Here is a 12273-nt window from a genome sequence, read left to right as displayed (position 1 = left end):
CGCGACCGCGTCAGCCGCGCGGTGGACGGGGTGCCCTCCCCCAGGGGGACGGCGTCGGTCAGCGCCTGGCTTCCGGGTGGTACTTCGCGAGCATGAAGACACCGGTCACCGCGATCGCTGCGGCGACGACGAACCCGACGACGGCGAACGACGGTGCGCCGGCGGCCTCGCCGAGGACGATCACGCCGATGCCGACGGCGACGATCGGATCCACCACGGTCAGGCCGGCGATGACGAGGTCCGCGGACCCCGCCGAGTAGGCGTTCTGCACGAAGTACCCGCCGAGCGATGCCGCGACGATGACGCCGATGATCGCCAGGACGGTGAGCCAGTCGAACGTGTGGTTGACGAACCGGTTCAGGGTGACCTTCGCCAGGGTCGCCACGAAGCCGTAGAGCACCCCGGCGCCGATGATGTAGTACAGCGCGCTCTTGTGCTTCGCGACGACGCGGAACGACACGAGGACGAGCACGAGGACCACTGCGAGGATGATCAGCACGGTCACGAGCTGGGCACGGGTGATCGGGCTCTCGTGCCCGACGAACGCCGCGATCGCGACGAACAGGCCGACGCCGATGATGCACGTCCACACCGCGCGCCGCGCCTGTCGCCCGAGGGGGACCCCGGAGGACCGCGACGAGAACCAGGTCGTGATGACGAGCGCCACGGCGCCGAGCGGCTGGACGACGATGAGCGGCGCGTAGGTGATGCTGATCAGCTGCAGGACCACGGCGACGCCGAGCATGATCGTGCCGAGCACCCAGTACCCGCTCGAGATCAGCCCGAGGACGTGCCGGACGCTGAGGCCCTTCGACTGCTTGCCGAGGCGCGCTTCGACCCGCTTGACCCCGCGGGCCTGGAACTGGGCACCGAGGGACAGGAACACCGCGCCGATGAGCGCGACCGGGATCATGAGCGCCTGGAACGGGGTGAGGTTGTTCACCGCGTCCGGGAGCTGGAGGTCCGTCGTCACGCGTCGAGGCTATCCGACCGCTCCCGATAACCTGGGTGAATGGCCGTCCTCCCCATCCGGATCACCGGTGAACCCGTCCTGCACGACCGCGCCGACGAGGTCACCGTCTTCGACGACGACCTGCGCTCCCTGGTGGCGGACATGTTCGAGACGATGGACCTGGCGCCTGGTGTGGGGCTCGCCGGCCCGCAGGTCGGTGTCGGCAAGCGGCTCTTCGTCTACTCATGGACCGATGATGACGGCGTGCTCTGGCGCGGCGCAGCGGTGAACCCCGTTCTGTGGATCACGCCGCCGGTGCCCGAGTCTGTTGAGGAACTGGACGAGGACGAGGAGTCCGAGGGCTGCCTCTCCATCCCCGGTGACCGGTTCCCGCTGCGCCGGAGCGACGGGGCCCTGCTGCGCGCGGTCGACGAGCACGGCGAACCGTTCGAGATCGAGGCGCACGGCTGGCTCGCGCGCATCTTCCAGCACGAGTACGACCACCTCGACGGCGTGCTCTACGCGGACCGGCTCGTGCACCCGTACTTCAAACAGTCCCTGAAGTCCGTCAAGAAGCAGAGCTGGGGCGGACCGGGCAAGTCCTGGCTGCCCGGCCGCGACCACCCGGAGGGCTGACGGGCCGTCGGGCCCGGCCTGGAGGCTCGACTCAGCCCCGGTACGCCGCGATCGCGTCGCGCAGGTGCTTCATCTCCGGATGCCCCGGGCAGTAGATCGCGAGTCCGGCGGCGGTCCGCGCCTCGGCAGCCGACTCGATCGGGGTCGTCCACGGCGCCGCCCCGGACACCGCGCAGGTCGCCGCGAGTTGCTCGATCGTCGACTCCCCCGCCGTGGCGTCCACCGCGTCCTGCTGCTGCGCCGACGCCTCGGTCCCCGTGATGCGCTGCGCCCGGCAGTCGGTCCGCTCGGCTTCCCACACCGCCGAGTAGGTCGTGAACGTCTCCGTGCGGCTCGGCACCCCGTCGTCCTGGCAGACGAACGCGAACACCATCGGTGCCGTGCCCGATGCCGCGACCGAAGAGGACGGCGTGCTGTCGACGGAGTCGTCCGGCTCGGACTCGGCCCCCGCCGTGCACCCGGCGATCCCGCCCACGACGACCCCCGCCACCGCGAGGCAGAGCGCCGCGCGGACGGTTCGACGGATGAGGTGCACCTGAGAACGCTAACAGGCTCTGCCCCGACGCCCGCCGTGAACCCCTCAGCCGAGCAGCTCGCGGCGCAGCAGCGGCGCGATGTACTTCGCGTACGTCGTCGTCATGTGACCGTCGTCCCACCGGACGAGGACCCGGCCGACGAACGGAGGGCAGACACCGGCGTCCGTGCAGAACCAGTCCGTCGCGTCGACGAACGTCGCGCCGGTCGCGGCAGCCGCATCCCGGTCGGCCTCGGCCTTGCGCTTCCACGCGTCGGAGGGCGTCGTGGCGCACGCGCTCGGCGGGGCCCCCGCATCGGCGCAGGACAGCGGCGGGCCGACCGGGTTCGGCGCGATGAGCACGACCCGGCCGACCGAGCCCCGCACCTGGTCGATGATCTGCTCGCGCGCGGCCGTCCACTCCCGGACGGCTTCCGCCCCGGTGGCGCCGGAGTTCAACCGGTCGATGCCGAGCTCGAGGTCGGAGATCACCAGCACGTCCGGGTGCAGCCGCTTGATCTGGTCGATGCGGGCCTGCCGTGTCGCCGTGCAGCGCGCGCCCTGCGACGGTGCGGGGGCGTAGGTGACGTCGGCGGCGATGAACGGGCAGTTCGAGTACCCGATCGCGTGCACCCGCCACCCGGAACCGAGCGCTGCGCGAACCGCGGGCTGCCACGCCATCGAGATGGAGTCCCCCGTCACGACGGCCGTCTTGCTCCCGGACCCCACGGTGCACTGCGTGGCGTCGGTCGGATCGGCGGGGTTGAAGCAGTGCGTGTCCGTCATCGCCGCGGACGCATCGGTCGGCGCGGCGTCGATCGTCGGGGTCAGGTCCGCCGGCCACGCCGTGGCCTTCGCCGCGGCCGCGATCTGCTGCGTCAGCTGGCGGGCGCCGACGCTCGACCCCGCGATCGTCGGCACGGGCGCGACGGTCTCTGGTCGGACGGTCGCGACGCTCACACCGGCGGCGACCACGACCGCGAGCACTCCGGCGACCGCGATGGTCCCCCGACGACGCACTCGCCGGCCGGTGCGTGATCCGTCCGGGGCGCGCCAGCTCCGGATCGGGGTCTCGACGAAGCGGTACGACAGGACGCTCAGCGCGGCGGTGAGGACGACCACGGCGAGCAGGTACCGTTTCGAGCCCTCCGGCACCACGGCACCGGCGAGGACGATCACCGGGAAGTGCCAGAGGTAGATCGAGTAGGAGCGGTCGCCGATCCACCCCGTCACGGGATTCGCGAGCGGGGACGTGCCCCGTGCTGCTCCCCCGGTTCCGGAGGCCACCACGAGCGCGGCACCCACCACCGGCAGCACCGCCCACGGGCCGGGGAACGGCGTCCGGGAGTCGAGCAGCACCGCGCCGACGACGATGACCGCGAGCCCGGCCCACGCCCCGATCGTGCGGACCCGTGGACCGAGCCCGGTGAGTCGCCCGGAGACGACGGCGACGAGCGCGCCGACGGCGAGCTCCCACCCGCGGGTGAGGGTCGAGAAGTAGGCGACGGTCGGCTCCGTGGCGGTCTGCACCACCGCGAACCCGAAGGACCCGACGACGAGGACCGCGAGCACGATGCCGAGCAACCGACGTGACGCCCGCCCCCTCGCGACGAGGAGCACCACGGCGATGAGCACGGGCCACACCGCGTAGAACTGCTCCTCCACGCCGAGCGACCAGAAGTGCTGCAGCGGCGAGACCGGGCCGTTCGCCTGCGAGTAGTCGGTGCCGACGGCGGCGAAGTGCCAGTTGGCGAGCGAGACCGTCGACCAGAACGCGTCGACGGCGACGGTCCGGAACCGGGTCGGGCCGAGCACGACCGACGCAGCGACGACGGTCACCGCGATCGTCGCCATCGCGGCCGGGAGGATGCGACGGACCCGGTGCAGCCAGAACCGCCCGAACCGCACCCGGCCGTGCCGGTCGACGTCCCGGAGCAACTGCCCGGTGATGAGGAAGCCGCTGATGACGAAGAACACGTCGACGCCGACGTACCCACCGGTCGGGATCGCCACGAGGTGGTCGGCGACGACCAGGAGCACGGCGAGGGCGCGGAGTCCCTGGATGTCGCCGCGGAGCCGGGACGGGTACGCCACGCGACGCGAGCGGTCGGCAGTCGGCACGGTGATCGTCGGTCTCCTCGGGCAGCGGGCGCAACGTGCGCACGATGGTGCGGGGGCGCGGGATCGCCCAGAGCACTCTAACGCCCGTCAGGGAAACGAAGAGGCCCCCACCGCGGACGGTGGGGGCCTGACGCTCCCCGAGTTGGACTCGAACCAACAACCTGCCGGTTAACAGCCGGCTGCTCTGCCAATTGAGCTATCGAGGATCAGTTGCGCTTCCGGGTGACCCGGTCTGAACAACGGGTAACAGCATAGCAGGACAACGGACGCTCCCCGCGCATCCGGCACGCACCCCGGGCGCGCCGCACGTCAGTACCCGGCGACCGGGTCCACGACGCCGACGAAGCCGGATCCCGACTCCGCGAGGAACGCCGCCACGTTCGCCCGCACCCGCTCGGCGAGCAACGGCGCCACCATCTCCGGTGTGTCCGCCTGGTGCGGCGTGATGATCGCCCCGGGCGTCTCCCACAGCGGGTGTCCGTCGGGCAGGGGCTCCGGGTCGGTCACGTCGACGCCGGCGCCGGCGATCTCCCCGGCGCGGAGGGCGTCGACGAGCGCGTCCGTGTCGACGAGGCCGCCGCGGGCGATGTTCACGAGACGCGCGGTCGGCTTCATGCGCGCGAACTGCGCCGCGCCGAAGAGCTTTGCGGTCCCGGAGGTCATCGCCGCGGCGATCATCACGACGTCGGCGGACGGCAGCACGTCGTCGAGGTCGTCGGTCGTCACCGTGCGGGACGCACCCGGCACCGGCGAGGTCGACCGGCGGACGACCGTCACGTCCACGTCGAAGGGTGCCAGCAGCCGCATGTACTCCAGCGCGATGCCACCCGCGCCGATGACGAGCACGTTCCGGCCGTACAGCGACACCCCCTCGGGTTCGGTCGCCCACGAGGTCGCCCGGGCTCGCGCGGGCAGGACCCGCAGCGTCGCGAGGGTCAGCGCGAGGGCGTGCTCGGCGACCGGCTCCGCGTACGCCCCCTTGGCCGAGGTGAAGAGCACGCGGTCCCCGTGCGCGGAGATCAGGTGTGCGAACGCGTCGACGCCGGCGAACGGCAGCTGCACCCAGGTCACACCGGGTGCGGAGTCCAGCGCGGACTCGAGACCGGAGGGGTCCCGCGGGTCGAGCCACACGATCCCACGCGTGTCGCCGTCGAGCGGGGCGACGGTGCCACCGGCGTCGGACACGGCCGACACGTGGAGGTCGGCCGGCGAGGGCAGGATCGCGATCGGACCGGACGTCGGCGGCGGCACCGGCAGCGGCGCTCCCGAGTCGGTCAGCACTGCGCGGTGGCCACGTGACGTCACGCGTTCTCCTGTCGGTCGGTACGGGGGCCGGTGCCGGCGGTCGCCGGGCGGCGTGGAGCGGACGAGCGGCGCGGCGCACCGGCGGCACCCCCGGCGGGTCGGCGCTTCACCGGCCGGGCAGCGGTCGCGGCGAGGGTCTTCACGTAGGGATCCACGGGGCTGTCGAGGACCTCGTCGAACGTCCCGAGGCCGACCAGTCGTCCCTCGTTCATGACGGCGACGCGATCGGCCAGGGCACGGGCCTCGCGGAGGTCGCTCGACACGACCACGGCGGAGAACCGCCGGCCCTGCTGCAGGCTCGCCAGGGCCTCGAGCACGGACTGGCGGACGAGGACGTCGACGCCGCGGGCGGGTTCGTCCGCGACGAGGAGCTGCGGTTCGAGGACGAGCGCCTGTGCGAGTGCGACCCGCTGGCGCTGCCCGCTCGAGAGCTCCCACGTGTTGAGCCGCATCACGCCGAGCGGCAGGTGCACGGCGTCGACGAGCCGCGCGACGATGAGCCCGGCTTCTTTGCGGTCGAAGCGACGGTCGCGGGCGTAGATCGGTTCGGCGATGGCCTCGCCGACGGTGAGGTCGGGGCTCAGGCGATCGGCGGCGTCCTGCGAGAGGTAGCCGATCCGACCGGTCAGCCGGGCGAGTCGTCGTGACGAGGCCCGGAGCCCGCGCGTCTTCTGCCCGAGGACGGTGAGCTCGCCGCCGACGATGTGTCGTCGCTGTGCGCTCTCGCCCTCGCCGCGGGCGCCGAACTGGCCGGCGACCGCCGCCGCGAACGTCGACTTGCCCGAGCCCGACTCCCCCAGGAGCGCCAGGATCTCGCCGTTGCGGACCGTCAGGCTGACGCCGTCGACCGCCCGGATCGGTCGGGCGCCTGGAACCCGGTACTCGATGGACACGTCGTCCGCGACGACCGCCGGTCCGTTGACCCCGATCATGGAACCCCTTCCGCGCCGCCCCCTGGCGGCGCAGCGCGGACGGAACCCGTCCGCGCGTCGTACGTGGTGCAGTGGAGCCGTCCGCCCTGGAGGCTCGACCAGCGTCGACGACGCAGGCCGGGCCTCCAGGGATGGCCGGTCCGTCGGATCAGGACCCGACGCGCTCCAGTTGCTCAAGCGTACGCCGTCGCTCGGCCTGCTCGGCTGGATCCGGCACCGGCAGCGACGCGAGCAGGCGCTGCGTGTAGGGGTGCTGCGGTGCGCCGAGGACCTCCGCCGTCGTGCCGGTCTCGACCAGGTCGCCGCGGTACAGCACCGCGATCCGGTCGGACAGCGCGCCCACGACCGCGAGGTCGTGGCTGATGAACAGCGAGGCGAAGCCGAAGTCCTGCTGCAGCTCGAGGAAGAGCTCCAACACCCGGGCCTGCACCGACACGTCGAGCGCACTCGTGGGCTCGTCGGCGATGAGCAGCTTCGGCCGGAGCGCGAGCGACCGGGCGAGCGATGCACGCTGGCGCTGCCCGCCGGAGAGCTCATGCGGGTACCGGTCGCCGTACGCGGCGGGGAGCTGCACGGCCTCCATCAGCTCGTCGACCTGCTTCCGCGCCGCCCGCGGGGACGACGCGACGCCGTGCACGATGAGCGGTTCTGCGACGCACTCGGCGATCGTCAGCAGCGGGTTGAACGAGGTCGCCGGGTCCTGGAACACGAACCCGATGTCCTTCCGGACCGGCTTCAAGTCGCGCTCGTTGAACCCGAGCATCTCGTGTCCGAGGACCTCGAGCGACCCGCCCGTCACCCGCGTGAGACCGGCGATCGCCCGTCCGATGGTGGTCTTGCCGGAGCCGGACTCCCCCACCAGACCGAGGACCTCGCCCGGACGGATCGCCAGGTCGACGCCCTTGACCGCCTTGAACGCGTGCGAGCCGAGTCGTCCGGGGTACTCGATCTCGAGCCCCTTCGCCTCGACGACCGGTGCGACGTCCTCGGTGATGATCGCCCGACGTGCCGCGCCGGTGGACGCTTCGAGCCGGGGCACCGCGGCGAGCAGCCGCTTGGTGTAGTCGGCCTGCGGGTTGCCGAACAGCTCAGCGACCGGGGCCTCTTCGACGATCTCGCCCTGGTACATCACGGCGACGCGGTCGGCCAGGTCGGCGACGACGCCCATGTTGTGCGTGATGATGACGATCGCCGCGCCGAACTCGTCGCGGCAGCGGCGGAGCAGATCGAGGATCTCGGCCTGCACCGTGACGTCCAGCGCCGTCGTCGGCTCGTCGGCGATGATCACGCTCGGCTCGAGCGCCAGCGCGCTCGCGATGACGACACGCTGCTTCTGACCGCCGGAGAACTGGTGCGGGTAGTGGTCGACGCGGACCTCCGGGTCCGGGATGCCGACCCGACGGAGGTAGTCGATCGCCTTCGCGCGGGCCTCTTTCTTCGAGACGCCACCGTGGGCACGGAGGCCCTCGGCGATCTGCCACCCGACGGTGAAGACGGGGTTCAGTGCGGTCGACGGCTCCTGGAAGACCATCGCGCCGGCGGTCCCGCGGAGCTCACGGAGCTTCTGCGCGCCGACCGTCACGACGTCGTTGCCCTCGAGCATGACCGCCCCGCCGAGCGTCGCCGTCTCCGGCATCAGCCGCAGCATGCTGCGGGCGGTCACGGACTTGCCGGAGCCGGACTCGCCGACCAGGGCGAGGACCTCGCCGGGTCGGACGTCGATGCTGACGCCCTTCACGGCGTCGACGGCGCCGCCGTCCGTCGCGAAGGTGACGGTGAGGTCGTCGACGACGACGACCGGTTCGTTCTCGTTCGTGGTCGTCATGCTGCTGCCCCTTCCGCTGCGGTCGCCTTGTCACGCGTGGAGACCAGCTGCTTCAGCCGCCGGCGCGCGCGCAGACGGGGATCGGAGATGTCGTTGAGGCTCTCGCCGACGAACGTGACGCCGAGGACCAGCACCACGATCGCGACACCCGGGTAGACGCCGGTCCACCACACGCCGGACGCCACGTCGGAGAGCGCGCGGCTGAGGTCGTAGCCCCACTCGGCGCCGGCGGTCGGACCGATGCCGAACCCGAGGAACCCGAGGCCGGCGAGCGTCAGGATCGCGTCGGACGCGTTGAGGGTCAGGATCAGCGGCAGCGACCGGGTCGAGTTGCGGAGCACGTGGCGCGTCATGATGCGCCACGGGTTCGTGCCCATCACCCGGGCGGACTCGACGAAGGCGTCGTTCTTCAGGCGCACGGCCTCTGCCCGGACCACGCGGAAGTACTGCGGGACGTAGACCACGGTGATCGAGATCGCCGCGGCCGTGATGCCGCCGTAGTAGCTCGAGTTGCCGCCGGAGACGACGATCGAGACGACGATCGCGAGCAGCAGGGACGGGAACGCGTAGATCGCGTCGGCGACGACGACCAGGATGCGGTCGAGCCATCCGCCGATGTAGCCGGAGACCATGCCGAGCAGGACGCCGACGATGATCGAGACGACCACCGCGACGATGACGACGAGCACCGCGGTGCGCGCGCCGAACACGACGCGGCTGAACACGTCGAAGCCGCCGACCGTGGTGCCCCAGATGTGCTCGGCGCTCGGGGCACCGGTGCGGGGGAAGTTCGCCCCGTCGGCACCCTGCAGCTGGCCGAAGCCGTACGGGGCGATGAGCGGCGCGAACACCGCGACGAGGAGGTACAGGGCGCAGATGACGACGCCCGTGACGAGCATGGCGCGCTGCCAGCCGGTGCTCCTGCGGAGCTGGACGACGACAGGGAGACGCTTCCAGAGCGGCTCGTGGCGGTCGACGAGGGACGCATCGGTCATCGTCAGAACCTCACTCTCGGGTCGATCAGGGCCGCGACGACGTCGACGATGAAGTTCGTCACCGCGACGATCACCGCGAGCATCGCGACGATGCCCTGGACCGCGACGAAGTCACGGGCCGACAGGTACTGGTTGAGCTCGAAGCCGAGGCCGCGCCAGCCGAACGTCGTCTCGGTGAGCACCGAGCCGCCGAGGAGCATCGCGATCTGCAGGCCCATCACCGTGATGATCGGCACCAGGGCCGGGCGGAACGCGTGCGTCCGGACGAGGCGGGACTCGCGGACACCACGGGAGCGGGCCGCGTCGACGTACTCGGAGCCGAGCGAACCGATCATGTTCGCGCGCACCAGGCGCAGGAAGATGCCGGCGGTCAGGAGCCCGAGGGTCAACGCCGGCAGGACGGCGTGCAGCAGCACGTCGCCGATGATCTGGCCGTTGCCGGTGCGGAGCGCGTCGATGATGTAGATGCCCGTCGCGCCGGGGACCTGGTCGAGCGCGAGCTCCACCCGGGTCGACGCTCGGTCACCGAGGGGCAGCCAGCCGAGCCACACCGAGAAGACGAGCTTCATGAGGAGACCGCCGAAGAACACCGGGGTCGCGTAGGTGAGGATCGCGAGCGCGCGGAGCAGCACGTCCGGCCACTTGTCGCGGAGGTAGGCCGCGAGCATGCCGAGCGGGATGCCGAGGACGAGCGCGACGATGAGCGCGTAGAACACGAGCTCCGCGGTCGCGCCGCCGTACGTGACGATGATCTCGGTGATCGGACGGTGGTCGGTCGCGGTCGTGCCGAAGTCGCCACGAGCGATGTTGCCGAGGTACTCGAGGTACTGGACGATCACCGGGCGGTCGTACCCGGCGGCGTGCAGGCGTTCCTGCAGCTGCGCCTGGGTCAGCCGGCCGCCGACGGACGCGACGATCGGGTTCCCGATGATGCGCATCAGGAAGAACACGAGCGTCACCAGGATGAAGACGGTCGGGAAGATCAGGAGGAATCTGACGAGGACGTACCGCCCGATGCCACCGCCGGACTTGGCACTGCGTTGTGCCGCCGGCTTCGTGGGCTCGGTGTCGATCGCCTCTGGGGTCGTGAGGGTCACTGGGTGGGTGCCTTTCGGGTCCTGTGTGTGGACCGGTGGTCCTGCGCGGCCGAAGGGGGCGTTCCGGCCTGCGGAACGCCCCCTTCGGGGTGGTGCTTACTTGCTCAGCGTTGCGTAGCGGAACTTGAACGACGCGTCGAGCTTGAGGCCCTTGACGTCCTTCGACGCGACCGCGACGGACTTGCCCTGCAGGAGCGGCAGCGTCGAGATCTGCGTCGCCTCGCGCTCCTGCGCCTGCTCGATCAGGTCAGCGCGCTTGGCCGGGTCGGACTCGGCCTGCTCCTTCGCGATGAGGTCCTGGATCGTCGGGTCGTCGTAGTGGTTCTGCACGAAGTTGTCCTTCGTGAAGAACGGCGACAGGTAGTTGTCGGCGTCCGAGAAGTCCGGGAACCAGCCGAGCTGGTACTCCGGGTAGGAGTCCTTCGTGCGCTCCTGGGCGTAGGTCGTGTAGACCGTCGACTGGATGTTCACGGTGAACAGGCCCGACTTCTCGAGCTGCGTCTTCAGCAGGGCGTACTCGTCGTCCGACGCCGAACCGTAGTGGTCGGGCGCGTACTGGATGTCGAGCTGGATCTTGCCGTCGACACCCGCATCGGCGAGGGTCTTCTTCGCCTTGTCCACGTCCGGCGCGCCGTTGCCGTCGCCGTACATCGACTTGAACGGCGTCGCGGCACCCGTGAGGCCGTCCGGCACCATCGAGTACAGCGGCGTGTACGTGTTGTTGTAGACCTCCTTGGCGAGCGCGTCGCGATCGACGACGTCCGCCACGGCCTGCCGCACGGCGAGGGCCTTCGCCTCGTCGGAGTCGGACTGGCCGGTCCCGAAGGGCTGCGACTTGAAGTTGAAGACCAGGTAGCGGATCTCGCCGCCGGGGCCGTCGGTGACCGTCAGCTTGTCGTCCTTGCGGAGCGAGGCGATGTCGGTCGGCGTCAGCGAGCGGTACGCCACGTCGACGTCGCCCTTCTGCACGGCGAGCTTGAGGTCGGTCTCCTTCGTGTAGTAGTTGGCCGTCACCTCGTCCGTCTTCGCCTTGCCGAGCAGCCCGTCGTACTTGGCGTTGGCCTTGTACTGGATGAGCTGGTTCTCCTTGTACGAGGTGATCTCGTACTGGCCCGCGAACGCCTTGCCCTTGACGATGTCCGCAGCGGGGGTGAGCTTGTCGGCCGAGAAGACGTCTTCGTCGACGATCGGGCCGGCGGGGCTCGACAGGACCTGCGGCCAGGTCTGGTCCGCGTGGTCCAGGTGGAACACCACGGTCGTGGCGTTCGGCGTGTCGATGCTCTTGAGGTTCGCGAGCAGCGACTGCGGGCCGTTCTCGTTGTTGATCTTCAGTTCACGGTTGAACGAGAACTTCACGTCGCTCGAGGTGAGCTTGTTGCCGTTCGCGAACTCGAGCCCCTTCTTGAGCGTGACCGTGTAGGTCGTCGGGTCCGTGAACTCGCCCTTGGTCGCGATGTCCGGCTTGACGTCCGGGCTGCCGACCGGGGTGTTCATGAGGAACGGGAACACCTGGTTCTGCACGGCGAACGAGCCGTTGTCGTAGGAGCCCGCCGGGTCGAGCGACGTGATCGAGTCGGTCGTGCCGATGATCAGGCCGTTCAGGTCGGTGGACGAGCCGCTGCTGCCGCCCGCGCAGCCGGTCAGCACCAGCGCCGTCGCTGCTGCTCCCGCGCCGAGCGCGATCGTGCGCTTGCCCCACGTGGCTGTGCGCTTCTTGAACACGGATGCCATGTCCGATGCCTCTCTGCTGTTGGTTGCAGGAGCCCCGGGATCGGTGGTGGAACCGCTGTGTACCGTCCCGGGACACTCATTGAGAGACACCCTGCCATGGAACTTCTTCCGGCGGGGCCGGTTTTTTTACACCGCTGTAACGCAGGAGTGCTGCGCATGCCGCAT

10 protein-coding genes and 1 tRNA gene are annotated in these 12273 nt (G+C 70.6%); 1 reads left to right on the top strand and 10 read right to left on the bottom strand.

The features are described from left to right. Positions 1–58: 58 nt before the first annotated feature. Entirely contained in the window at positions 59–973 is a 915-nt protein-coding gene (locus ACO0E1_RS14390; RefSeq protein WP_422874820.1) for a DMT family transporter, read from the bottom strand. 39 nt (positions 974–1012) lie between these two features. Here ACO0E1_RS14390 and def point away from each other — a divergent pair, with 39 nt between their 5' ends. Further along, on the top strand, positions 1013–1588 hold the full coding sequence (gene def / locus ACO0E1_RS14385) for a peptide deformylase (protein ID WP_422874819.1): 576 nt from the start codon (positions 1013–1015) through the stop codon (positions 1586–1588). A 31-nt stretch (positions 1589–1619) separates the two neighbouring features. Here the strand turns inward: def and ACO0E1_RS14380 are convergent, their stop codons facing one another. The 9 genes from ACO0E1_RS14380 to ACO0E1_RS14340 form a co-directional block, all read right to left on the bottom strand. Continuing rightward, on the bottom strand, positions 1620–2123 hold the full coding sequence (locus ACO0E1_RS14380) for a hypothetical protein (protein WP_422874818.1): 504 nt from the start codon (positions 2121–2123) through the stop codon (positions 1620–1622). Positions 2124–2168: 45 nt separating this feature from the next. After that, positions 2169–4223: an acyltransferase family protein gene (locus ACO0E1_RS14375; protein WP_422874817.1), complete on the bottom strand. Its 2055-nt coding sequence runs from the start codon at positions 4221–4223 to the stop codon at positions 2169–2171. Between the two features lie 133 nt (positions 4224–4356). Beyond that, positions 4357–4429, bottom strand: a tRNA-Asn gene (locus tag ACO0E1_RS14370). Between the two features lie 103 nt (positions 4430–4532). Then, entirely contained in the window at positions 4533–5528 is a 996-nt protein-coding gene (locus ACO0E1_RS14365) for a D-isomer specific 2-hydroxyacid dehydrogenase family protein (RefSeq protein ID WP_422874816.1), read from the bottom strand. Continuing rightward, a complete protein-coding gene (locus tag ACO0E1_RS14360; RefSeq protein WP_422874815.1) occupies positions 5525–6460 on the bottom strand; it encodes an ATP-binding cassette domain-containing protein in 936 nt (311 codons plus the stop codon). The genes ACO0E1_RS14365 and ACO0E1_RS14360 overlap by 4 nt, the downstream gene beginning before the upstream one ends. Before the next feature lie 148 nt (positions 6461–6608). After that, positions 6609–8285, bottom strand: a complete 1677-nt coding sequence (locus ACO0E1_RS14355) for an ABC transporter ATP-binding protein (protein ID WP_422874814.1) — start codon at positions 8283–8285, stop codon at positions 6609–6611. Continuing rightward, complete coding sequence (locus tag ACO0E1_RS14350) at positions 8282–9280, bottom strand: ABC transporter permease (protein ID WP_422874813.1); 999 nt, start codon at positions 9278–9280, stop codon at positions 8282–8284. The genes ACO0E1_RS14355 and ACO0E1_RS14350 overlap by 4 nt, the downstream gene beginning before the upstream one ends. Positions 9281–9282: 2 nt before the next feature. Next, positions 9283–10377, bottom strand: a complete 1095-nt coding sequence (locus ACO0E1_RS14345; protein ID WP_402728493.1) for an ABC transporter permease — start codon at positions 10375–10377, stop codon at positions 9283–9285. A 96-nt stretch (positions 10378–10473) separates the two neighbouring features. After that, positions 10474–12108 carry an ABC transporter substrate-binding protein gene (locus ACO0E1_RS14340; protein WP_422874812.1) on the bottom strand — a complete coding sequence of 545 codons (1635 nt, stop codon included), beginning with the start codon at positions 12106–12108 and terminating at the stop codon, positions 10474–10476. Between the last annotated feature and the right edge of the window lie 165 nt (positions 12109–12273).

The sequence above is a fragment of the Curtobacterium guangdongense genome, assembly GCF_049341845.1.
Taxonomy (GTDB): Bacteria; Actinomycetota; Actinomycetes; order Actinomycetales; family Microbacteriaceae; genus Curtobacterium; species Curtobacterium guangdongense.
Note: the sequence above shows the minus strand (reverse complement) of the source record. Positions and strands in the feature narration are given on the sequence as shown.